The organism is Methylobrevis pamukkalensis (assembly GCF_001720135.1).
Lineage (GTDB): Bacteria > Pseudomonadota > Alphaproteobacteria > Rhizobiales > Pleomorphomonadaceae > Methylobrevis > Methylobrevis pamukkalensis.
In genome coordinates, this window is the sequence record NZ_MCRJ01000013.1 from 11,833 (window position 1) to 33,411 (window position 21,579).

Here is a 21,579-nt window from a genome sequence, read left to right on the forward strand (position 1 = left end):
TGCGCAGGCAGGGCCCGCTCACTCCGGCTTGCGGTAGACCGCGTGGCAGCCGTCGCAGACGGCGATATATTCGGCAAAGGCCGACGCCAGCGCGTCCGGACCGGCGTCGGCCGCAAAGGCCAGCGCCGCCGCATGGGGCTCGATCTGGGCCAGCCGTGCGTCGAAGTCGGCACGGGTGTCCCAGACCGTCGGCAGGGCGTGGCTCCCCTCCCCCGACCCTTCGGGAAACAGGCCCGGCAGGGCCGCTGCCGCCGTGATCACCTCGGCCATCGCCGCGCGCACCGCCGCCGGATCATGGTCGCGCTCGCCCTTCACCATCGCCCGCGGCACCTTGGTCGCCTTGATCAGCCGCACCATCAGCTGCTGGCGCTCGGCGACGACCGGCGGCGTGTCCGCCTCCGCCGTCTCGGCCGGACCGGCCCCGACCGGGACGCCCGCCCCCACCATCGCGAACCATGCCGCAAGCCCCGCCGCGGCCCTTGTCTTCCATCCGTTCATTGCCCATTCCCCCTGCCCTTGTCCGTTGCAGTCCACCCGTTCGTTGCAGCCCGCCCCGCCGCGCCCCGCAGCACGGCGAGCATCCGCGGACCGGCCGCAACCTCGGTGCTCTCGACCTTCAGCGTGGCGAGATCCACCGTTGCGACCGTGTCCGAAAACCAGTTGGCGACATGGGCGCGACCGTCCCCGGTCACCGCCACGGCCTCCGGATAGTCCCCCACCCTGACCTCGCCGCGGACGCGCCGCGCCTGCGGGTCGACCATCACCAGCCGTCCGCCCTCCTGATCGGTCACCAGCACGAGGCCGGTGGCCGGATCGACCGCGACGCCGTAAGGCATGCCGCCGATCGCCACCCGCGCCACCTCCGTCATCGACGCCGTGTCGACGATGCTGACGTCGCCGCTCTGGACGTTGGCGACATGGAGCCACGCCCCGTCCGCCGACAGCGCCGCCGCGAAAGGCGCGCGGCCGACGCCGGCCGTTCCCGTCACCGAAAAACCCGCCAGATCGACCCGGCTCACCCGGTCGCTCTCGCGGTCGACGGTGTAGGCGATCCCGCGCGCCGCATCGACCACGACCGCCGAGGGCGCCGTGCCGACGGCGAGCTCCTCGGCCTCGCCGGTCGCCGGGTCCAGACGGACGAGGAGATCGCGGCTCCAGTCGGTGACGAGCAGCCGACCCTCCTCCGTGAAGGCGATGCCGAAGGGCTGGCCGCCGATGTCGAGCCCGTCCGAAACCGTGTCCTCGCCAAGATCGATCAGCGAGACCTGCCCGAGTTCCGGGTGCGACACGGCCGCGACGCGGCCCGCGGCATCGACGGCGATGCCCGCCGGCGCGCGGGCGAGCGCCAGCAGGCGGGGCGACCCGTCTGCGGGCAGCCGCGTCAATGTCGCCGCGCCCTGCGAGACGACAAGAATTTCGCCGATGTCCTCGCCCGCCGCGAGTGAGGGGCCTGGCGCCTGGAGGCTCGCGGCAAGCAGGCAGAGACCGGCGAGCGCCGCGGCCCGGCGCCTCATTCCACGGCCTTCTTCAGGCCCTCCAGCCCGGTGCGGAAGAAGCTGCTCATCGCGGTCACGGCGGCTTCGTCGCTCAGTTCGGGCGGCGGCTCGTTGGTGGTGTCGCCGCGATAGAGCCTGCCGGACCATTCGACCTTGCAGGATTTCCCCTGCGGCCCCTCGCGCGTCACCGCCATGCGCGCGGTGTAGAAGCTCACCGGCAGCGCCTTGAGGTTTTCCTTGGCAAGACGGTAGGTCAGCGCCTGGCCGACCCGGTCGACCTCGTCAAGCCGTTCGGTGAAGGTCTCGCCGTTTTCCAGCGTGATCACGCGGGTGGCGCCGCGCTCGGAGGCGCCTTCGGCCTCGACCTTGGCAAGGCCCGGATACCACTTGGCGATCGCGCCGAAGTCGAGCAGCGTCGACCAGACGAGTTCGCAGGGCGCGCCGACCTCGATCGCTTCCTCCACCTTCTGCGGCGTCGGGCCATGGGCCGCGGCATCGCCGGCCGACAGGCAGGCGGCCAACGCGGCGGCGGCGAGGAGGGTGGCGGCATTCCGGGAGACCGGCATGTATCGTGAACGCATCTTTGTACCTTTCGTCATGTCGATCCGGGAGATGTGCTGCGGGCCGGCGCGGCGGTGCGCGCCCCGGCGAAGGGCCGGCAGCAGGAAGGCGGCGAGCGCGAGGGCGAGGGCGACCGCGCCGGCGAGGGGGGCAAGATCCGCAAGGCTCGGCAGGCGGCGGCCGGGCAGGGTCTCGGCGATGGCCCGGGCGAGATCCGTCCCCGTCTCGAGCCGGACGAAGCCGAGGTCGAGGGCGGCCGAGAGATCGCGCAGATAGTCGGCGCGCAGTTCGGTGAGATGCTCGGTGCCGACGAGAACCTCGCCGTAGGGGTTGTTGCGCGGGTGCCAGCCGGGGCGGTTTTCCGCGCCCGGCGGCGGCGGGCCGACGCGGGATTCGTGCGGCACGTCGTCGACACCCCAGAAGCCGGTCTCGCGGCCGAGATCGTCGAATTTCGGGATCTGGATCGGCGCGCTGCCGCCGACGCCGACGACGAGGCCCTTGACCGCGCCGGCCTCGCCGTCAAAGGCCGGCCCGCCGGTCCAGGGGAGCGGCGGCGCCTCCTGTCCGTCGGTGAGGAAGACGACGTCGTAGCCGCGGCCCTTCGCGGTTTCCAGTGCATGGAACAGCCCGTCGGCGACGCGGCTGTCGCCCTCCCAGGCCATCCGCCAGTCGAGCAGCCCGATCGCCGCGGCGACGGGCGCATAATTCTCGCAGACCTCCACCGGCAGGAAGAGCACGAAGCTGCGCCGCTCGGTGAAGATCGACAGGCCTGCGCGCGAGCCGCAGGGCAGCCGCCGCAAGGCCTCCGGCAGGGCGGCCTTGACCCGGTCCAGCCGGCTCTCCGGGCGGCCGCCGGCCTCGTAGTCGCGGGCGTTCATGCTGCCGGTGATGTCGACCACGAACATCAGGTCGTGGACCCGGCCCTCGCGCAGGACCGAGGGGCGGAAGGAGGCGACGAGCGCCGCCGTCACCACGAGGGCGACCAGCACGGCGCGCAAGGTGATCCGGCGTCTCACGGCAACCCCCGCGGCAGGCCGGGCAGGTCGGTCCAGAGGTTCTTCGGCTGCGCCTCCGGATCCTCCGACCCTTCCGCCTCGGACGAGGGAAAATCGCGCACGAGCCGCATGGCGAGGTCGAGGTTGACCTTGGCGTCATAGGCCTGCGGTTCGAGGGCGAGCGCGCGGCGATAGGCCTCCTTGGCGATCCGCACCTGCGGCGTCGCCGCGTCGACGTCCTGGTCGGCCACGCCCTCGAAGGCGGTGAGCATCCGGCCGTGGCCGATCGTGTACCAGAGGTCGGCAAGGAGATCGGGGCGGCCGGCGCGGGTCATCGGCTCGATCAGCCCCTCCGCCGCATCGACCCGGTCATAGCGGACGAGGAAGTCGCCGCGCGCCAGCAGCAGTTCGGCCGGCGCGTCCATGGGAACGGCAATGTCCCGCCCGGCGGCCAGGTCCCGGATCACCGCATTCGTCCGCTTGCCGGCGAGCACCTGCCAGCCGGCAACGGCGGCCGCTGCCAGGCCGGCGAGCGCAAGCAGGACGAGGAGCGGGGTCAGCGGGTCGCGGGCGAATGCGGCCAGCCGGCCACCGGCGCGGCGCTTCGCCGTCGCGATCCGGACCGGCAGGGTCGAAGCGGGCGCGCTCATCGTCCGCCTCCCGGCCGGCGCACTCCCGGCCGGCCCACGGGGGCAAGCGGCGCGCCGCCCGGTACCAGCGTGCGTTCGGCGAGGATGGCGGCGAGCAGGACGAGGCCCAGCACGGCGGCGAAGCGGTAGAACCACGGCGCCAGATCGCGGCGCGGCAGCTGTTCCAGATAGGTGATCGGCCGGGTCTCCAGCCGGTCGATCTCGGCGATCGCCCGGCCGATCGCCTCGGGGCTTTCCGCCTCCAGCGCCCGGTAGGGAATGCCGAGGCTCTGCAGGAAGATGTGGAGATGACGCTCCGGCCGGGCGTGGGGCGTGTCCTCGGAGGCCTTGCCCGGCGCCTCGAACAGGCCGGGACTGCCGCGGGTGCGGATGAACAGCCAGTAGAGATTGACCGGATCGCGCTTGACCATGGTGCGCAGCAGGTCCTGGACCTTGCGCTCGACCACGGCGGCGCCGTCGGAGACGAGGATCAGCGCCCGCGACTTCAGGTCCGCCTCGTCGGCAAACAGGGTCAGCGCCATGGCCAGGCCGCTGCCGACGTCGGTGTGGGCGAGACCCGGCAGGTCGATGGCGTCGACCGCGCCGCGCACCGCGTCGAGATGGTCGGTCATCGGCATCACCGCCATCGGCGAGGTGGAAAACGCCGCCACGCCGATGCGGTCATGGGGGCGGCGGTCGACGAAGTCGCGCAGCAGCCGGCGGGCGACGGCCGACTTCGATTCCTCGTCGCCGTCCGGCGCGCGGCCGGCAAAGCTGTCGTTCATGCTCGACGAGCGGTCGAACAGGAGGACGATGTTGGCGCCGACCCCTTCGCGGGCCACCGTGCCGCCGCCGAGATGAGGCCCGGCGAGCGCCAGGGCGAGCGCCGCAAACAGCAGGATCGCGGCCAGCCGCAGGGCGAGCGTGACGAGGCGCGACAGCGGATCGGCGGGCAGGACGCCGAGGGCTGGATGGGGGGAGCGGCGCTCGGCCCGCAGCAGCAGCGGGACGAGACAGAGGACCAGCAGCAGGAGCAGCAGCGGTCGCTCGAAGCTCATCGGGCCCCTCCCCGCTCGATCGCGGCGAGATGCCGGGCGAGGTCCACGAGGTCGGTGCCGGCAGGGTCGCGTCCACCGCCGTCCGGCAGGCCGCGGCCGAAGAACAGCCGGCGCGAGGCGGCATAGAAGTCCCGGATTCCGTCTTCGGCCGCGACATAGGCCGGATGGGTGGCCAGAAACCGGTCGAGGTCGCCGGCGAGCAGCGTGCGGGCGGATGCGGAATCGAAGGCGCGGTGCAGGGCGAGGTGCGCGGCCCGCAGGGCGGCGGCGTCGCTACCGCGGGCAAGGCTGCGGCGCACCTCGCGCAGCGCCCGGGCAAAGGGGCGCGGCCGGCGGCGGAAGGGGCCGAGGCTGTGATGCCAGGCAAGGCCGGCAAGGGCGAGCAACGCGAGACTTGCCCCCGCGGCCGCCACCACCTGTGACGGCCGGGTGTCGATCACCCCGAGCGGGCGCAGCGGCTGCATCGCCTCCGGCACGGTCGGCGCCATGATCTCGCGGATCGGGGCGGTGACGAAGGTGAAGCCGGGCACCCGAACCTCGGCGACTCCGGCCTCGCCGGAAAAGCGCAGCACCACCGGCGGGATCGTCATCGCCTTGGGTTCGAGCGGCGCATAGAAAGTCTGGTAGTCGAGGGCGAGCCGGTAGCGCCGCCGCCCCTCCGGCGCAGCTTCCTCGGTGACGTCGAGGCGGCGCAGGTCCAGCCAGTAGTCGACCGCCCGCACCCGCGGCAGGGAGGCGGGGTCGAGCGAGAGGCCGGCGTCGACCTCGACCGTCGCCACCAGCGGCAGCAGGTCGCCGATCCACCAGCCATAGGCGCGCGGGCCCTCCAGCCGGACGGTCGGCTCGGCCGCCGAGACCGGCAGCGCGGCAAGGAGACCGGACGCCAGGGCGAGCAGCCGCACGGCCTTGCGGGTGCGGCGCAGAATGGAATGGCAGGAGGGAGAGGCGGCCGCTTCCGGGCGGCGATGCCGGTCGTCACCGGTCACGGTGCCCCTCCCCCCGCCCCGAGCGCTTCGAAAAGCGCCACGGGATCGATCTGGTCGACGATCTCGATCGGTTCGAGACCGTGGACGGCAAGGATGTCGGCAAGCCGCCGCCGGCGGTCGTCCGCCTCGGCCTGCCAGCGGGCGGCAAGAGCGGGCCGCATCAGCACGAGGCGGCGGTGTCCGGTCTCGAGATCCTGAAGATCGACGAGACCGAAGGCAGGATCCGGCCGGTCGAGGGCGCTGTCGCGCAGCACCACCGGTCGCACGTCGTGGATCGCAAGACGGCCCAGCAGGTCCTCCAGCACCTCCTCCTCGAAGGTGAAGTCGGAGACGAGCACCACCACCGCGCGGCGGCGCGGCAGCAGGTCGGCGGCCTCGATCAGCCCGGCCGCGCCGACGCCATGGGTTCCGGTCGCCGCGACGAGGCCGGCGGCCTGCGGGCCGAGACCGCGGCGGCGGGTCGGCGGCATCAACGGATCCGGCTCCACCTGCTCGCCAGCGAGGATCAGGCCGAAGCGGTCGGCCGAGCGGGCAGCGGCATGGGCGAGACCGCCGACCAGCGTGCGGGCGAGATCCGGCCGGGAGGCCGTGCCGCAAAAGCCCATCGAGGCCGACACGTCGAGGATCACCACCACCTCGGCATCGACCGTGCGGCGATGCCGGCGGACCCAGAGCGTGCCGAACGGATCGCGCAAGGACGCCCGAAGATCGATGCGGCGCGGGTCCGGATCGGCGATCAGGGGGGCGAGACCGGCGAACACACCGCCGGCGCCGAGCGCCCGGCTGCGGTGCCGGCCCGGCCGCACGCCGGTGAGCGAGCCGCGCGCCGCAAAGGCGATCTCGGCGAAGGCGTCGAGGTCGTCGGTGCCGATGTCGGCGCCGGAAGAGCGATCGGTGTCGGTCCCTGTGTCGGACGCACGCGCGGCGGCCATGGTCAGCCTCCCCGGCGCGGCGTCGGGATCTTGGCGAAGACCGCATCGATGAAGGCCGGCACGATCGCCTCGCGCCGGGCCTCATAGGCCGGCGTCAGGAACACGCGGTGCGACATGACCGGGGCGAACACGGCGGCGACGTCGTCGGGGGCCACGAAGTCGCGGCCCTCGATCCAGGCATTGGCGCGGGCGGCGCGCACCAGCGCCGAGACGCCGCGCGGACTGGCCCCGCCCTGCACCAGCCGCTCCACGGCAATGCCGGCAAGGTCGATGCCGTGGAGATGCGGCGCCTTCAGGGTCTCCCACAGGGCGAAGACATAGGCCTCGATCTCCGGCCCGGCGTGGACGGCGGACTGGATCGCCGCCGCGACGCCGCCGAGCTGGCGGAAGTCGAGCACCGCCTCGGAGACGGCGGCCACCAGCGCGTCGGCGTCGTGATAGCGGGTGTCGAAGGCGAGCCGGCGCCGCAGTTCCGGATCGGCCGGCGCGTCGATCGCGATCTCCATGAAGAAGCGGTCACGGGCGGCAGCGGGCAGTTCGAAGGTCTCCTCGCGCTCGACCTTGTTGCGGTCGGCGAACACCTGGAGATGGGGAAAGGCGTGCTCGGCCTGGAAGGCGGTCAGGCTGCGCTCGGCCATCGCCCGCAGCAGCAGCGAATGGACCTGCGGCCGTGCCCGGTTGATCTCATTGAAGAAGAAGACGGCCAGGTCGGCGCCGTGGCGCAGGATCGGGCCGGGGTCGACCCGCGGCCGGCCGTCCGCGCCGATGTAGGCGGCATAGACCACATCCGTCGGCATCAGGTCGATCGTGCCCTCGATCCGCTCGTAGGGACCGCCGATCGCCCGGGCGACGGCGCGCAGCAGGGTGGTCTTGCCGACGCCGACGTCGCCTTCGAGCAGGACATGGCCGCGGCAAAAGACGGCGAGCGTCAGAAGGCGGATCGCGCGCGACTGGCCGATCACGGCCGACCCGACGGCGGCCTCGAAGGCAAGGGCGCGGGCGTGCCAGTCCGCGAGGTCCTCGGCAGCGAGGTCAGGGACCGCAGGATCGGAAGACTGGGGCCGTGTCAGCGAATGGGACATTGTCCGGATCGATCCATCGCGGTTCGGCGGCGCGCCCTGGCGATGCGCTGGTGCCGGCGTCTGAACAGGGACCGCGGAGGCGAGACGACGGACCGTCGGTCGGGCGTTTCGGTGATCCAGGGAGATGTCGAAAGGCACGGATGGTGACCGTGGCCTCGCGTCTCGCCTCCGGGCCAGCGGCGAAAGTCCCCCAGGGGCAATCCGGGTGAGGGCTCCGGACTGCGGGGACCTTGCCGGAAGGGCAAAGGGTGCCGATGGCCGGGTCGGGGGAACGTCGCCCCGGCCCGGCCGGGCCGTCACTCGGCCGGGATCTTCTTCACGTCGTAGACGAACTCGCCGGTCTTCTTGAAATGCGCGACGCGCTGGGCGTTGCGCGCTTCCATGCCGCTGATCGATTCCGACTGCTTGTTGAGCTCCATCGGGTCGTGCTGCGGGTCGTATTTCGAGCCGGCGACCTGGTCGGGGTAGCCGGGCTTCGGCTCCCAGCAGTTGCCGGGCGCCCGGCAGTTGGTGCCGTCATAGGCGGAGGCGGCGCCGACGGAGGCAAGGCCGAGCAGCGCGGCGGAGGCGGCGACGAGCAGGATCTTCATGTGGTTCTCTCCCCAGTTCGTTCGGTGTTTCGGCCGGTGCTTTGCGCCCGGCGTTCAAAGGTGGCGCCCGTTCGAAGGCAGAGGTCCCGCGCCACCCGAGGACCCTGCCGCCGCCGGCGGCCGATGAGGGCCGCCGCCGCTGCGCCGTCGCGAAGGATCACTCCTCCGGTTCGGGCGTCGTCTTGGGATAGGGCTTGAACGTCGCCTGCTGCTCGGGGGTCAGCCAGGTCGCGGTCGCCGGATCGCCGGTGTAGATGTGCCGGACCCAGCTCATCGACAGCAGCATGTCGTCGAGGGTCAGATGGCCGTATTGCGGCCCCATCTGGCCCTGCGCCCCGCCGAAGACTGTCCGGAACAGGCCGGCGTCGGTGTCGTTGCCGGGATAGGTCCAGTAGTCGTCGTTGAGGCCCGGCCCGATCTTGCCTTCCGCATGGTGACCGTGGCAGCCCGAGCAGGCCGTCAGGAAGACCTCCTCGCCCTTCTTCAGGGTCTCCGGGTTCTCGTTGTAGATGTTGACGCCCGTCTCGAGGAACGTCTTCACCGCCTCGGTGTCGCGCCCCTCCTCGAGGGCGTAGCTGAGGTCGAGCGGCTCGCCGGTGACCACGTTGAAGAGCGGGATCTGGGCGCCGGCGGTGCCCGCCAGCGCGAGACCCGCAAGACACAGGAGAAGAGGCTTCACCCTCCGGAATGACATGTCGGCTCTGTCCTTGTTGGAATCCGGTCGGCAGCGGCGGGTCGCGGCAAGGCCGGCCGTCGCTGCGGGTCCGTTCAGCTGCTGGGCGGAAGGAGGGGAATGCCCTCTTCGGTGAGAATGGCGTCGATGTCGCCGCGGATCTTCGGCAGGGCCGCGCTGATCTCGTCGAGCAGGGCGCGGTCGTCCTTGCGCACGCCGATCGCCTGGTCGTATTGCAGCGGGATCGTCTTGCCGTCGGAGCGGACGATCTCGTCCTCGATCATCGTCATGCGCAGCGGCACCGGCGACGACTTCACGTAGCGGGCGACGTCGGGCGCAAAGGCGATGGCGAGATCCGCCCCGCCGTTGGCGACTTCCGACACCAGCTGGTCGGCGGCGACCTGGTTGTACTGGTTGCGGCGCGACTTGAAGTTGATCAGGCCGTAGAGATAGGCCGCGTTGTCTTCCCACTTGCCGGCATATTTCAGCATCACCTCGGCGGGCGTGTAGAAGCGGATCGCGAAGCGGCCGTAATCGGTGTCGGCGATCGAGTTCCAGCTGGCGCCGGTGAAGTTCTTGTCCTCGCGGCTGACGTAGACATAGCCCGTGCGATAGATCGGGGCGGTCGTCAGCATGCGTTCGTCGCCGACGTCGGCGCCCATCACCACGTCGCACTTCTTCGCGTCGAGGAACTCGCCGACGATGTAGATGGCGAACTTGTCCGTGTAGACGAACTCCGGTTCGCGATCCATCGCGACCGCAAGGCGCGCCGCGATGCGGTTTTCGAAGCCGCTGCCGTCGGCAGCGGAATAGGGAGCCTCCTTGGTGGAGGCACAGATGCGCAGCTTGTCCTTGGCGAGCGCCGGGCCCGCCACCACAACGGCGGCGGCCACGGCCGCGCCGGCAAGTAGCCGCTTCAAGGTCGTGCTCTTGATCATGACGTTTCCCTCACCCGGTGTGGCGTGAACGCCGGCTTTTCGAGTCCTGGCGCGTGCGCCGGTTCATCGATGTTGTTGGTCTGGAACTGGGACCCGCCGCGGCGGGTGGAACTCCGGCGGCGGCCTTTCGGGCGCCGCCGGAGAAGGCCGGAGATCAGCCGTTGTTCGGCTTCCACTCGCCGACGTTCACGTCCTCGGTGTAGGGGCTCTTGCCGTCCAGCGAGTAGACCATGATGCCGCCGCCCATCTGGGTGTAGTTGGCGAGCTCCTTGAAGGCGCCCACCGCGCCGAGACCCGCGGTCGGGTCGGTCAGGTCGAACACGAGGCCGACGCCCGGCCAGCCGCCGACACCGTAGTAGATGGCGACATACTGGATGCCGTTGTGCTCGTAGGTCATCGGGTGACCGATCGCTCCGGACGGCATCTTGTGCTTCCACAGAAGCTCGCCGGTGTCGGCGTCACGGGCCTTGATGAAGCCGTCGAGCGTGCCGTAGAACACGAGGCCGCCGGCGGTCGCCATGGTGCCACCCCAGGCGGAGAAGCGCTCCATGACCTCCCACTTGTAGTCGCCGGTGATGGCGTTGTAGGCCTTCACCTGACCGAGACCTTCGTAGGCCTGGCGATCACCCTTCGGACCCGGATACATCCACAGCGTCGCGCCGACGAAGAACTGGCCGGCCCGATACGGAAGCATGAACGGTTCCCAGTCCATGCAGATGTGGTTGATGCCCATGAAGAAGAGCTGCCGCTCGGGGTCGTAGCTGTCGTGACCCTGGTTGTGGTAGCCCATCGCCGACGGACAGATGTCGCGGCCCTTGTGGTCCATGCGGGTGGCGAACTCCGGGTCGCGCACCGGCAGGCCGGTGTCGAGCTGGACTTCCTTCACCCAGTTGACCGTGTCGTCGAGCTTGTCGGCGGAGATCAGGTCGCCGTTCTCGCGGTCGAGGGTGTAGACGATGCCGTTGCGGTCCGGGTGGGTCAGGAGCTTGCGGACGTTGCCGTCCTTGTCCTTCTGCTCCGACAGCATCATCACGTTGACGCCGGCGTAGTCCCACTCGTCATGCGGCGTCTTCTGGTAGCCGAACTTGGCCTCGCCGGTGTCGATGTCGCGGCCCCAGATCGTCATGGTCCACTTGTTGTCGCCCGGACGCATGGTCTCGTTCCACGGCGCCGGGTTGCCCGAGCCGTAGTAGAAGAGGTTCGTGCCCGGGTCGTAGGCGTACCAGCCCCAGTTGGTGCCGCCGCCGATCTTCCAGGCGTCGCCTTCCCAGGTGCCGGTGCCGAGGCCCTTCTGGCCGTAGTGGGGGTTGTGGATGTTGAAGTCGTCCGCCAGCAGGATCTGCTCGTCCGGGCCGGTGGCATAGGCGCGCCAGGCCTGCTCGCCGGTCTTGACGTCATAGGCGGTGACGTAGCCGCGCACGCCGAGTTCGCGCCCGAGGAGCCGACCAGCACCTTGTCCTTGATCACGTAGGGGGCGATCGTCAGGGTGGAGCCGACCTTGATGTCGGAGTTCTCCATCTTCCAGAACTCGGCGCCGGTCTCGGCGTTGAGGGCGACGATGTGGCCGTCGAGCTGGGTCTTGAGGATCAGCGCCGGCGTCTCGCCGTCGCCCGGCCAGTAGGCCAGACCACGGTTCACCACGTCGCAGCAGGCGACGGCGCGGGCGGTCGGGTCCTGCTTGGGCTTGTGCTGCCACAGGATCTTGCCCGGATCGTCGAGCGACAGGGCGAAGGTCGTGTTCGGGAACGGCGAGTGGACATACATCACGCCGTTGACGACGAGGGGTGTGCCCTCGTGGCCGTGAAGGACGCCGGTCGAGAAGGACCACGCCGAGCGCAGGTTCTTGACGTTGTCCTTGTTGATCTGGGTCATCGGACTGAAGTTGGTCTCGGAATAGTCGCGACCGGTCGTGACCCAGTTCTCGTTGCTCTTGGCGAGTTCGACGAGCTTGTCGTTCGCAACGGCGGCACCCGTGCCGGCCGCAAGGCCGCCCGCAATCAACGCCGCCACCACGGCCTTGGACACTGTCGACTGGTATCGAACCATGGGATCTCCCCCCGAAAATGGTTTCTTGTTCGAAGAACGCATCCGGCTGGTTCCAGCGGCCCCGGGAACGATCGCATCGATTTAGATCGCGTCCGTTCAGGGGGTCCGCGGCTGTCCGGGCTCCCGTTCCGTCGTTTTGCTCGCATGGGGCGGCGGCGTTGTCTTGAGCACTATTCCCAGGCAGGATCGGGAACTACTTCCCGACTGCTGTGGGACACCGTGATTCCGAGACGGGTCCGGGCGCCATTTTCCGGGATTTTCTGGCGAAACCGTTGTCGTATTACATTTTTTTAATTCGTATGAGCCCGAATGTCGCACCTATACTTGGACCTCGGGTGATATCTCCGTGACATCCGACATCCACCTCATCAGAGCCGAGGGTCACCTGCCATGCGCGACGGGGAGCGACTTGCCCGCAGATCGGCCCGCTCCCGCAGGCAGCGGCGCGCCCTGCCGGCGCTCGTCTTCCTGCTGGCTGTCGCCGGCTGCGACGACGCGCCGGTGACCGCGTCCCCGCCCCCCTCGGCCGCCGAAGCGCCTGCCGACGAATGGCCGGCCGGCGACTGGCTGACGGTCGACGACGAGCGCGAGCCGGCGCGTTGGCTTGCCGAACGCTTCCCGGCGGCGCCGGGCTCCGTTCCCGAGCGCGCGGCGCGCCTCGGCGCCGCCCTCGACCGCGCCGAGGCCGTCTATCACGACACCCGGCGCATGCTGGCCAACCGCGTCGCCCAGGTCGCCGAGGTTTCCGGGGAATACGGCAGCCCGGAGAGTCCGGAGGCCGTGCTGGCCGACCTGACGCTGCACCCCGTCCATGGGGGCCAGCTCTGGTTCGGCGTGGTGTCGCAGGCCTATATCGAACTCAGGCGCGGCGGGCGCAGCCATGCGGCAGCCGTGGACGAGGTCCGCACGCGCTTTGCCGCAGGGGAGACGACGCCATGAGCACCTTCGAGATCGGCACGCCCGCCGCCGCCCGGGAGGCGGCATCCCGCAGCCGGACGCCGGCCGCCACGATGCGGCTGCGGACCAAGATCGTGCTGACGCTGGTGGGGCTTGGCGCCGCGATCTGGCTGCTGCTCGCCACCGCGCTGGTGTTCAACGCGCGGATCGCCGTGGAGCGCGAGATCAGCGCGTCCTTCGACATCGCCTCCCAGGTGCTCGACGCCCGCAAGCGCGAGGCCGAGCGGCCCGGCAACACGGCGGAGCGGGTCGAACGCCTGTCCTTTGCCGACGCCGGCGCCCGCCATGTGCGAATCACCGTGCTCGACCCCGACGGGCGGGTCCTGCCCGCGGCGGCCCCGGCCGAGGGCAGCGTCGAGGATGACGACGACGAGGATGAGAGCGCGCCGCCCGACTGGTTCGTCGCGCTGATCGACGTGGAGCCGATCCGCCGCGACCTTGCCGTCGCCCTGCCCGGCGGCGACGTCTACACGCTGGTGCTGGAGAGCAGTTCCTTCGACGAGATCCTCGAGGTCTGGGACGACTTCCGCCTCGTGATGCCGATCACCATCGCCTACACCTTCGTGCTGGTGGGCGTGTCCTTCATCGCCCTCAACCACATCTTCAGCCGGCTCAGGGTCATCTCCGACGGTTTGCTGCGCCTGCAGGACGGCGGCGGCAGCGTCCGGCTGCCGGACCCCGGCATCCCGGAACTGCGCCCCTTCACCGACCGCTTCAACGACGTGGCCTGTGCCCTTTCGCGGCGCGAGGAGGAGAACCAGCAGCTGACCCGCCGGCTGCTGTGGATCCAGGACGCCGAGCGCCAGCAGATCGCCCACGAGCTCCACGACGAACTCGGCCCCTACCTGTTCGGCCTCCGGGCGACCATCGACCGCCTCGGCCGGGAGCGCCCCGGCGACGACCGGCTCGGCGCGGATCTCGCCTCGCTCGCCGACCTCGCGCAGGCGATCCAGACGCGGACGCGGCGGATCATTTCCGACCTGCGGCCGATGTCGCTCGGCGAGGTCAGCGTCGCCGACCTCGTCGAGGACGGCATCGCCAGCGTGAAGCGGTTTGCCCCGGATGCACGGATCGATCTGGAGGCCGGGACGCTGACCGGCAGCTACGGCGAGGCGATCGATCTCACCGTCTACCGCTTCGTGCAGGAGAGCGTGCTCAACGCGATCCGCCATGGCGAGGCGCGGCGGATCACGGTGGCCATCGACGACCGCTTCGACGCCGGCGGGCGCCGGCTCGCGGTCGTCGTCACCGACGACGGCAGCGGCGTTCCGGCCGAGGCCGTGGCCAAGCCGGGCTATGGCCTGATCGGCCTTGCCGAACGGGTCGCGGCGCTTGGCGGGGCCTGGATGCCGCCGCACCGGGCGGACGGCCGGACGCGCACGGAGATCCGGCTCCCGGTCGGCGACGACGCGGCGGTGACAAGCATGGGAAAGAGCGACGCACGATGACGAAGATCCTGGTCGTCGACGACCATCCGATCGTGCTGCAGGGCTGCCGGCAGATCTTCAGTGAAAGCGGGGCCTGCGAGGTGCTGACCGCCTCCCGGCCGCTGCAGGCCTTCCGCCTGTGGCGCCGCGAGCGGCCGGACGTGGTGATCGTCGACCTGTCCTTCGACCGCAAGGCCTTCGCCGGCCTCAGCCTGGTGCGCCGCCTGCGCGCCGCCGACCCGCCCCGGCCGATCCTCGTCTTCAGCATGCACCGCGATCCGAACGTGGTGCGCCGGGCGCTTGCCGCCGGGGCGACGGGCTATGTCCACAAGGACGCCCCGCCCGGCGAGATCGCCATCGCCTTCGACAGGGTGCGCGCCGGCCAGCGCTACATCGCCTCCGATCTTGCCATGGAGGTGGCGCTCGCCCCCGAGCGCGCGGCCCGGTCGGCGTTTGCGGACTTCACGCGGCGCGAGCAGGAGATCCTGTCGCTGCTGGCGGAGGGGCGGTCCTACGGCGAGATCGCCGAGGAACTCGGCGTCAGCTACAAGACGGTGGCCAACGTCTGCTCGACCCTCAAATCCAAGCTCGACGCCGACACCCTGCCCGACCTCGTCTACAAGGCGATCCAGCGGTTTTCCGGAACGGCGCGGCGGGCGTGAGGGCGGGCGAAACGCGACGCCCCGGACCGCCGCCCTACGCCCCCGCAACCGGCCCGACCGAGTCGCGCAGGACGATCTGGGTCTCGAATTCGGTTCGGGCCGGCATGGCGGTGTCGATGCCGGAGAGGTTGAGCAGCCAGCGGGCGGCGGCGGCGCCCATTTCCCGTCCCGGCTGGGCGACCGTGGTCAGTGCCGGGTCGAGGAAGGCCGACGACGGGATGTCGTCGAAGCCGGTGACGCTGAGGTCGCGCGGGATCGACAGGCCGGCCTCGCGGCAGTAGCGGATCACGCCCATGGCCATCAGGTCGTTGGCGCAGAGGATCGCGGTCGGCCGCTCCCCGGCCGGCGCCGCGCCGAGCAGGCGGCTGGCGGCGGCATAGCCCGAAGCCTCCTCGTAGTCGCCCTCGAACACCACTGCCCCGTCCGGATCGAGCCCGCCTCCGGCGAGCGCCTCGCGAAAGCCCGCAAGGCGCTGCTCGCTGGTCCACAGGCGCGGCGGGCCGCTGACGATGGCGATGCGGCGATGGCCGGCGGCGATGACATGGGCGGCAACGCCGCGCGCGCCGAGCCGGTTGGTGGCGGCGACGAAGGGCACGTCGACGCCGGGCAGCCGTTCGTCGACGAACACCACCGCGCCCTTGCGCGCCAGTTCCATCAGCGACGCGCTCGGCATGCCGGTGCCCGACAGGTAGACGACGCCGTCGAGCCGCTGGGTGCGCAGCACCTTGGCGTAATATTCCTCCTGCTCCGGCCGGGCGCCGGTCATGCACAGGACGAGCAGCACGTCGCGGCCGACCAGCGCGGTCTGGATGCCCTCGGCCACGGCGGCAAAGAAGGGATTGCCGAGATCGGGCACGATGAAGCCGATCGACGAGATCCGGCCACGCTTGAGGCTGCGCGCCGAATTGTTGGGCTCGAAGCCCAGTTCGGTGATGATCCGCTGCACATGGCGCCGGGTGTCGGCGGCCACCACGGCGCTGTCGTTGAGGACGGCGCTGACGGTGCCGATCGACACGCCGGCCGACTGGGCGACGTCGCGGATCGTCAGCCGCCGCGCCGGCCGGGCCCGTGCGGGCGCCGGGATCGTCTCGTCGTCGCTCATCCTTCGGTCGGTGTCCGGGCGGCCGCGGTCTCCCGCCAGTAGGAGCGCGACCAGCGCCGCGCCTCGGGGAGGACTTCCAGGGTGTCATCAGGTGTTCCGACAGAACGACGAGCAGGAAGGCGGCGACGCCGAGACCGGCGAGGAAGATGATCGCCGAGAAGGTGCCGGCCGTGTTGAGGCGAGAATTCGCCTGCAGAAGATAGGCCCCGAGCCCGCCGCTTGTCGAGGCGGTCCATTCGCCGATCACCGCGCCGGTGACGGAGAAGGTGGCCGACAGTTTCAGCGCCGAGAACAGCGGCGTGTAGGTCGCCGGCAGCTTGACCAGCCGGAAGATGGCAAGGCGCCCGCCGCCCATGGACCGGGCAAGATTGAGCATGTCGCGGTCGACCGAGGCGAGGCCGTCGAGCACGTTGACCACCACGGGGAAGAACACCACCAGCCCGACGATCACCAGCTTGGGCGCAAGGCCGAAGCCGAGCCAGATCGTCAGCGCCGCCGAGATGGCGATGATCGGCACGGCCTGGCTGGCGATCAGGATCGGATAGAGCACGCCGCGCACCACCGAGGACGCGTCCATCAGCACCGCGAACAGGAAGCCGGCGCCGGCGCCGAGGATGAAGCCGAGGATGAACTCCACGAAGGTGATGCGCAGGCCGGTGACGAGCGTCTGCCAGTCGGCGGCGATCGCGGCGAAGGTGCGCGCCGGCGAGGGCATCACATAGGCGGGGATGGCGAAATACCAGACCGAGAAGGCCCAGGTCGCCAGCACGACGATCACGGCGGCGACCGGGCCGAGGACGCCGAGCAGCAGGCGGCGGCGGCGGGAGAGGTCAGGCTGCATGGGTCAGCGTCCCCGCGTCGGTGTAGATGAGATCGAGGATGCGGCGCTTGATCGCCACGAAGGCTTCGCCGGTGAGGCAGGCGAGCGGGCGCGGCCGCTCGATCGGCACCGCCAGCACCTCGGCAATGCGCCCCGGGCGCGGCGTCATCACCACCACGCGGTCGGCGAGGAAGATCGCCTCGTCGATGTCGTGGGTGACGAAGACCACGGTGCGCTGCTGCTCGGCCCAGACGCTGAGCAGCCACTGCTGCATGGCCAGCCGGGTCTGGGAATCGAGGGCGCCGAAGGGCTCGTCGAGCAGCATCAGGTCGCGGTGCATCGCCAGCGTGCGCATCAGCGCCACGCGCTGGCGCATGCCGCCGGAGAGCGCGGCCGGATAGTGGTTGATGAAGTCGCCGAGGCCGTAGCGGCGGGCGAGCGCCACGCCTTCGGCGCGCTGGGCGGCGGTGGCCCCGCCCCGCAGGCTGGCGCCGAGCACGATGTTCTCGACCACGGTCAGCCACGGCAGCAGCAGGTCCTTCTGCAGCATGTAGCCGACGCGGCCGGTCTGCCCGGTGACATCGTCGCCGTCGATGCGGATTCGGCCGGCGGTCGGGGCCAGCACGCCGGCCACCATGTTGAACAGCGTGCTCTTGCCGCAGCCGGAGGGGCCGACGATCGACACGAATTCGCCGGGGGCGATGGTGAAGTCGGTCGGCGCCAGCGCCACCGTCTCGCCGAAGGTCCGCCCGACGCCGTCGAGCGCGAGCTTGGGGATTGCAGCCTGCGCCATCGCGGGTTCCTTTGATGTTGTCAGACCACGACGCAGGCGTCGCGGCCGAACCAGACGAGATCCTCGACCTTGACGGCGATGCCGCCGCGGGCGGCGAAGGGCTCGATCGCCCAGGCGCCCCACATCGGCGTGGCGTTGCCCGCATCGATGAAGCCGCCGAGATAGGCCGCGCCCGGCGACAGGCCGTGGCCGATGTTGGCGAGAAGGTCGAGCAGTTCGAAGCCCTCGGCCGCCAGCCGGGCGCTGGCGATCCCGAACAGGTCGCAGGCCGGCATGCCGGGCCGGCAGGCGGCCAGCACCTCGCGGTGGATCGCCTCCAGATCGGCGAGCGCGGCGACGGCGTCCGGATGGTCGCCGATCACCCGGCAGCGGGTGCAGTCGCCCCAGAAGCCGTCGGCGGTGACCGGGTGGATGTCGATCATCACCACATCGCGCTCCGCCACCGCCAGATCGGTCGGCGGATGGGTCGGAAAGCAGATATGCGCGTTGGCGCCGACGCCGACGTTGGTGATCGTCCAGACATGCTGGATGCCGGCGGCACGCAGATGGGCGCCGGCGGCCGCCTCGATCGCCTGTTCGGTGACGCCGGGGGCTGCCGCCGCAAGGCCGGCCGCGGCCGCCGACCGTGCGAGGGCCTGCGCCGCCACCAGACCGGGCGGCGGCGCGGGGGAGACGTCCGGCCCGGGACGATAGGTCCAGGCCGGAACGAGGCGGGACGCCGGATCGGCCATCGCCTGGCTCACTTCGGCAGGTAGTCGTTGGTGTAGAGGCTGGTCGCCTCCGGCACGGCCTTGACGATGCCGAGTTCGCCCACCGCGGCCAGCAGCGCGCTCCAGTCGGCGTCGCTCATCACCATCAGGTCGGCGCCGGGGGTGCCGAACAGCGGAATGGTGTCCGCCCACTGGGTGGAGATGAACTTCGGATCATAGGCCTTGGCGTAGGCCGCGGCGAAGGCGGCGGTGCCCTCATCCGGGTTGGCGATGGCGTAGACGATGCTCTTCTGCGTGGCGCGCAGGAAGCCCCTGGCCAGCTCCGGATTGGCGGCGAGCCAGTCGGTGTTGGCGGCCAGCATGAAGATCGGGGTGTTGGGCACGCCGTGGTCGATGGCGGGCAGGAATTCCGCCTTCTGTTCGCCGGCGACCTGGATGCCGGTGCCCTCGGCATTGGTGATGCCGGTGATGGCGTCGACCCGGTCCTGCAGGAGAAGCGGCACGGTGTCGTCGGCGGCGGTGACGAGGGTGAGGTCGGTCGGGGCGAGGCCGACGCTCTTCAGCATGATCGAGAGCTGGGCCATGCTCCAGGCGTCGTTGTAGATGCCGACCGACTTGCCCTTTAGCCCGGCAAGATCGACCGGCTTGCCGGCCTTGCTGAGCAGACCCCAGTTGTTGCTGCGGCCATAGCGGCCGATGGCGATCACGGGGGCTTCCTGCTCCTTGGCGAAGATCACGTCCATCACCGTGGTGAAGGCGACGTCGGCGCTGGCGGTGCCGAGGAACTTCATCGTGTCGGCGACGGTCGGCGGGGCGATGATCTCCAGATCGATGCCCTCCTCCGCGTAGAAGCCCTTTTCCTTGCCGAGGATCCACGGGATCCAGAAGCCGTCGGCGACCGGCCACTCCTGGACGAAGGTCACCTTGGTGGCGGCCGACGCCGGGGTGGCCGCGAACGGCGCGCCGAGGCCGAGCGCGGCGGCGGCGAGCCCGGCCGCAAGGCCGAAGGTCGCCATCCGGCGGGATGGGCGGAAAAACGAGGAGGCGGAGCTGCGGCGATCGAGGGTCATGTCGGGTCCCCTTCATTACGCCGGCGGACTGGCCCGCCGAGCGGTGTTGCACAATGATTGAACCATTTCAATTTTTCCGACAAGCGGCAATCTTGCGCATTTTGCGCTGCAAAAAGGGGCAATATGTCGAAAACTTCGGCTTGATGATCGAAACGGTTCGAGTCTAAGCTGGCCGTAGATCGAAACGGTTCAGGCGCCGATCCGGCGCAAGCAGACCGCAGAAGGCACGGCTTGGCCGAGGCTCGACGGGTCGCCTCCGGCCAGAGGCCGGTGATGACGATCCGCCGACGCATCCCCCGATGACGGGCCAGCAAGACAAGGAGCAGACGGTGACCAAGAAGAAAGTGCTGCTGGTCGGCGAGACCTGGATGAGTTCGGCGACCCATTACAAGGGGTTCGACCAGTTCGGCAGCGTGACCTTCCATTCGGGCGCCGGCCCCCTGCTGAAGCTGCTCGCCGACAGCGACTATGCGGTGGAGCACATGGCCGCCCATGTGGCGGTCGAGGCGCTGCCCTTCACCCTCGACGGCCTGTCCGAGTATGACGCGATCCTGCTCTCCGACGTCGGCGCCAACTCGCTGCTGCTGCATCCGGACGTCTGGCTGCACGGCAAGCCGGTGCCGAACCGCCTCAAGCTGCTGCGCGACTACGCCGCCACCGGCGGCGGTCTGGCCATGTTCGGCGGCTATTTCAGCTTCCAGGGCATCGACGGCAAGGCGCGCTGGGCCCGCACGGCCGTGGAGGCCGCGCTGCCGGTCGAATGCCTGCCGTATGACGACCGGCTCGAGATCCCCGAGGGTTTCACCGCGAAGGTGCTGAAGCCGGAGCATCCGGTGGTCGCGGGCCTCGGCACCGACTGGCCGCTGCTGCTGGGTGCCAACGAGGTGCGGATCAAGGCCGGCCCCGACGTGGAGCTGATCGCCGCGCTGCCCGACGACGAAGGCGGCCATCCGCTGCTGGTCACCGGCCGTCATGGCCTCGGTCGCACGCTGGTCTGGACCTCGGACATCGGCCCGCACTGGCTGCCGAACGACTTCGTGGCCTGGCCGGGCTTCCGCCAGCTCGTGATCCAGATGCTGGACTGGCTGACCGCCCGCGACTGACGCGCATCTCCCGCCCGCCGACGAGGATCCGAGCCGATGAAGCCTGCCGAAGCCCCCGTCACGGTCGCCGCGATCCAGATGGAGCCGCGGATCGGCGAGACGGCCGCCAATGTCGCCCGCGGCCTCGAACTGATCGAGGAGGCGGCCGCCGCCGGGGCACAACTGATCGTGCTGCCGGAGCTGTGCAACACCGGCTACGTGTTCCAGACCCGGGCCGAAGCCCGGGCGCTGGCCGAGCCGGTGCCGGAGGGGCCGAGCACCGCCGCGTGGATGGCCGCAGCGGCCCGGCTCGGCGTCCACATCGTCGCCGGCATCACCGAGCGCGACGGCGAGAAGCTGTTCAATTCGGCGGTGATCGTCGGTCCCGGCGGCCTGATCGGCCGTTATCGCAAGGTTCACCTCTGGGGGGACGAGGCGCTCTACTTCACGCCCGGCGACCTCGGCTTTCCGGTGTTCGAGACCCCGCTCGGCCGGCTCGGCTGCCACATCTGCTACGACTGCTGGTTTCCCGAGAGCTTCCGGCTCGCCGCGCTGCAGGGCGCCGAAATCATGTGCGTGCCGACCAACTGGGTGCCGATCCCCGGCCAGGACCCGACGCGCGAGGCGATGGCCAACATCATCGTCATGGGCGCCGCCCACAGCAATTCCGTGTTCGTGGTCGCCGCCGACCGGGTCGGCACCGAACGCGGCCAGCCCTTCATCGGCCAGAGCCTGATCGTCGCCCAGACCGGCTGGCCGGTGGCAGGGCCGGCAAGCCCCGACCGCGAGGAGATCCTGCTCGCCATGATCAACGTGGCCGAGGCCCGGCGGCGGCGCAACTGGAACGATTTCAACCAGGTGCTGCGCGACCGGCGCACCGACGTCTACGACGAGATGCTGGGCACGGGCGTCCGGCCCGGCTGGTACTGACCGGGCACGGACAGATCCGGACCGGCAACAGGAGCTTTGA

General features: G+C 70.5%; 20 protein-coding genes and 2 pseudogenes. 5 read left to right on the plus strand and 17 right to left on the minus strand.

From position 1 onward, the window contains the following. Positions 1-18: 18 nt before the first annotated feature. The 12 genes and pseudogenes from A6302_RS03680 to A6302_RS03735 form a co-directional block, all read right to left on the minus strand. Positions 19-498 carry a c-type cytochrome gene (locus tag A6302_RS03680; protein WP_083255483.1) on the minus strand — a complete coding sequence of 160 codons (480 nt, stop codon included), beginning with the start codon at positions 496-498 and terminating at the stop codon, positions 19-21. After that, positions 495-1,514 (minus strand): Vgb family protein, encoded by a 1,020-nt coding sequence (locus A6302_RS03685; RefSeq protein ID WP_069305910.1) that lies wholly within the window; start codon positions 1,512-1,514, stop codon positions 495-497. Before A6302_RS03685 ends, A6302_RS03680 begins: the two co-directional genes overlap by 4 nt. Next, complete coding sequence (locus A6302_RS25590) at positions 1,511-3,073, minus strand: SRPBCC family protein (RefSeq protein ID WP_141703393.1); 1,563 nt, start codon at positions 3,071-3,073, stop codon at positions 1,511-1,513. Before A6302_RS25590 ends, A6302_RS03685 begins: the two co-directional genes overlap by 4 nt. Continuing rightward, positions 3,070-3,702: a hypothetical protein gene (locus tag A6302_RS03695; protein ID WP_083255484.1), complete on the minus strand. Its 633-nt coding sequence runs from the start codon at positions 3,700-3,702 to the stop codon at positions 3,070-3,072. The genes A6302_RS25590 and A6302_RS03695 overlap by 4 nt, the downstream gene beginning before the upstream one ends. After that, on the minus strand, positions 3,699-4,739 hold the full coding sequence (locus A6302_RS03700; RefSeq protein ID WP_069305912.1) for a vWA domain-containing protein: 1,041 nt from the start codon (positions 4,737-4,739) through the stop codon (positions 3,699-3,701). Before A6302_RS03700 ends, A6302_RS03695 begins: the two co-directional genes overlap by 4 nt. Further along, positions 4,736-5,725, minus strand: coding sequence for a hypothetical protein (locus A6302_RS03705; protein ID WP_083255485.1), 990 nt, complete (start codon positions 5,723-5,725; stop codon positions 4,736-4,738). The genes A6302_RS03700 and A6302_RS03705 overlap by 4 nt, the downstream gene beginning before the upstream one ends. Next, complete coding sequence (locus tag A6302_RS03710) at positions 5,722-6,657, minus strand: DUF58 domain-containing protein (RefSeq protein WP_083255486.1); 936 nt, start codon at positions 6,655-6,657, stop codon at positions 5,722-5,724. Before A6302_RS03710 ends, A6302_RS03705 begins: the two co-directional genes overlap by 4 nt. A gap of 2 nt (positions 6,658-6,659) precedes the next feature. After that, positions 6,660-7,739: an AAA family ATPase gene (locus A6302_RS03715; RefSeq protein WP_083255487.1), complete on the minus strand. Its 1,080-nt coding sequence runs from the start codon at positions 7,737-7,739 to the stop codon at positions 6,660-6,662. 296 nt (positions 7,740-8,035) lie between these two features. Continuing rightward, positions 8,036-8,329, minus strand: coding sequence for a methanol dehydrogenase [cytochrome c] subunit (locus A6302_RS03720; RefSeq protein ID WP_069305913.1), 294 nt, complete (start codon positions 8,327-8,329; stop codon positions 8,036-8,038). A gap of 157 nt (positions 8,330-8,486) precedes the next feature. Then, positions 8,487-9,023: a cytochrome c(L), periplasmic gene (gene moxG, locus A6302_RS03725; protein WP_069305914.1), complete on the minus strand. Its 537-nt coding sequence runs from the start codon at positions 9,021-9,023 to the stop codon at positions 8,487-8,489. A 74-nt stretch (positions 9,024-9,097) separates the two neighbouring features. Further along, positions 9,098-9,940 carry a methanol oxidation system protein MoxJ gene (gene moxJ, locus A6302_RS03730; RefSeq protein WP_069305915.1) on the minus strand — a complete coding sequence of 281 codons (843 nt, stop codon included), beginning with the start codon at positions 9,938-9,940 and terminating at the stop codon, positions 9,098-9,100. Positions 9,941-10,094: 154 nt separating this feature from the next. Then, positions 10,095-11,986, minus strand: a pseudogene (locus tag A6302_RS03735) (methanol/ethanol family PQQ-dependent dehydrogenase). Positions 11,987-12,376: 390 nt separating this feature from the next. Between A6302_RS03735 and A6302_RS22645 the strand changes: the two are divergent. Genes A6302_RS22645 through A6302_RS03750 form a run of 3 tightly spaced genes read left to right on the plus strand, consistent with a single transcriptional unit; the run spans position 12,377 to position 15,032 of the window. Continuing rightward, a complete protein-coding gene (locus A6302_RS22645; protein ID WP_069305916.1) occupies positions 12,377-12,925 on the plus strand; it encodes a hypothetical protein in 549 nt (182 codons plus the stop codon). Then, positions 12,922-14,391 carry a histidine kinase gene (locus A6302_RS03745; RefSeq protein WP_069305917.1) on the plus strand — a complete coding sequence of 490 codons (1,470 nt, stop codon included), beginning with the start codon at positions 12,922-12,924 and terminating at the stop codon, positions 14,389-14,391. The genes A6302_RS22645 and A6302_RS03745 overlap by 4 nt, the downstream gene beginning before the upstream one ends. Continuing rightward, a complete protein-coding gene (locus A6302_RS03750) occupies positions 14,388-15,032 on the plus strand; it encodes a response regulator transcription factor (protein WP_069305918.1) in 645 nt (214 codons plus the stop codon). Before A6302_RS03745 ends, A6302_RS03750 begins: the two co-directional genes overlap by 4 nt. A gap of 34 nt (positions 15,033-15,066) precedes the next feature. Here the strand turns inward: A6302_RS03750 and A6302_RS03755 are convergent, their stop codons facing one another. From A6302_RS03755 to A6302_RS03775, 5 genes and pseudogenes are all read right to left on the minus strand, one after another. Continuing rightward, on the minus strand, positions 15,067-16,134 hold the full coding sequence (locus tag A6302_RS03755; RefSeq protein ID WP_083255488.1) for a LacI family DNA-binding transcriptional regulator: 1,068 nt from the start codon (positions 16,132-16,134) through the stop codon (positions 15,067-15,069). Between the two features lie 154 nt (positions 16,135-16,288). Continuing rightward, positions 16,289-16,975, minus strand: a pseudogene (locus tag A6302_RS26005) (ABC transporter permease); the annotation flags it as partial. Beyond that, positions 16,965-17,747, minus strand: coding sequence for an ABC transporter ATP-binding protein (locus A6302_RS03765; RefSeq protein ID WP_069305920.1), 783 nt, complete (start codon positions 17,745-17,747; stop codon positions 16,965-16,967). The pseudogene A6302_RS26005 and the gene A6302_RS03765, both read right to left, overlap by 11 nt. A 20-nt stretch (positions 17,748-17,767) precedes the next feature. Continuing rightward, entirely contained in the window at positions 17,768-18,478 is a 711-nt protein-coding gene (locus tag A6302_RS03770; protein WP_069305921.1) for a M24 family metallopeptidase, read from the minus strand. 8 nt (positions 18,479-18,486) lie between these two features. After that, positions 18,487-19,527: an ABC transporter substrate-binding protein gene (locus A6302_RS03775; RefSeq protein WP_210183256.1), complete on the minus strand. Its 1,041-nt coding sequence runs from the start codon at positions 19,525-19,527 to the stop codon at positions 18,487-18,489. A gap of 329 nt (positions 19,528-19,856) precedes the next feature. On the opposite strand from A6302_RS03775, the gene A6302_RS03780 reads away from it, so the two are divergent. Both A6302_RS03780 and A6302_RS03785 read left to right on the plus strand, forming a co-directional pair. Beyond that, on the plus strand, positions 19,857-20,630 hold the full coding sequence (locus A6302_RS03780) for a glutamine amidotransferase (protein WP_425349110.1): 774 nt from the start codon (positions 19,857-19,859) through the stop codon (positions 20,628-20,630). Positions 20,631-20,666: 36 nt separating this feature from the next. Then, positions 20,667-21,539, plus strand: coding sequence for a nitrilase family protein (locus A6302_RS03785; protein ID WP_083255489.1), 873 nt, complete (start codon positions 20,667-20,669; stop codon positions 21,537-21,539). Positions 21,540-21,579: the final 40 nt, after the last annotated feature.

What these genes read in the sequence shown, in the direction of transcription:
- A6302_RS03680 (WP_083255483.1), bottom strand. Translation starts at nt 498, where the DNA reads ATGAACGGATGGAAGACAAGGGCCGCGGCGGGGCTTGCGGCATGGTTC.
- A6302_RS03685 (WP_069305910.1), bottom strand. Translation starts at nt 1,514, where the DNA reads ATGAGGCGCCGGGCCGCGGCGCTCGCCGGTCTCTGCCTGCTTGCCGCG.
- A6302_RS03695 (WP_083255484.1), bottom strand. Translation starts at nt 3,702, where the DNA reads ATGAGCGCGCCCGCTTCGACCCTGCCGGTCCGGATCGCGACGGCGAAG.
- A6302_RS03700 (WP_069305912.1), bottom strand. Translation starts at nt 4,739, where the DNA reads ATGAGCTTCGAGCGACCGCTGCTGCTCCTGCTGCTGGTCCTCTGTCTC.
- A6302_RS03710 (WP_083255486.1), bottom strand. Translation starts at nt 6,657, where the DNA reads ATGGCCGCCGCGCGTGCGTCCGACACAGGGACCGACACCGATCGCTCT.
- A6302_RS03715 (WP_083255487.1), bottom strand. Translation starts at nt 7,739, where the DNA reads ATGTCCCATTCGCTGACACGGCCCCAGTCTTCCGATCCTGCGGTCCCT.
- A6302_RS03720 (WP_069305913.1), bottom strand. Translation starts at nt 8,329, where the DNA reads ATGAAGATCCTGCTCGTCGCCGCCTCCGCCGCGCTGCTCGGCCTTGCC.
- moxG (WP_069305914.1), bottom strand. Translation starts at nt 9,023, where the DNA reads ATGTCATTCCGGAGGGTGAAGCCTCTTCTCCTGTGTCTTGCGGGTCTC.
- moxJ (WP_069305915.1), bottom strand. Translation starts at nt 9,940, where the DNA reads ATGATCAAGAGCACGACCTTGAAGCGGCTACTTGCCGGCGCGGCCGTG.
- A6302_RS22645 (WP_069305916.1), top strand. Translation starts at nt 12,377, where the DNA reads ATGCGCGACGGGGAGCGACTTGCCCGCAGATCGGCCCGCTCCCGCAGG.
- A6302_RS03745 (WP_069305917.1), top strand. Translation starts at nt 12,922, where the DNA reads ATGAGCACCTTCGAGATCGGCACGCCCGCCGCCGCCCGGGAGGCGGCA.
- A6302_RS03750 (WP_069305918.1), top strand. Translation starts at nt 14,388, where the DNA reads ATGACGAAGATCCTGGTCGTCGACGACCATCCGATCGTGCTGCAGGGC.
- A6302_RS03755 (WP_083255488.1), bottom strand. Translation starts at nt 16,134, where the DNA reads ATGAGCGACGACGAGACGATCCCGGCGCCCGCACGGGCCCGGCCGGCG.
- A6302_RS03765 (WP_069305920.1), bottom strand. Translation starts at nt 17,747, where the DNA reads ATGGCGCAGGCTGCAATCCCCAAGCTCGCGCTCGACGGCGTCGGGCGG.
- A6302_RS03770 (WP_069305921.1), bottom strand. Translation starts at nt 18,478, where the DNA reads ATGGCCGATCCGGCGTCCCGCCTCGTTCCGGCCTGGACCTATCGTCCC.
- A6302_RS03775 (WP_210183256.1), bottom strand. Translation starts at nt 19,527, where the DNA reads ATGACCCTCGATCGCCGCAGCTCCGCCTCCTCGTTTTTCCGCCCATCC.
- A6302_RS03785 (WP_083255489.1), top strand. Translation starts at nt 20,667, where the DNA reads ATGAAGCCTGCCGAAGCCCCCGTCACGGTCGCCGCGATCCAGATGGAG.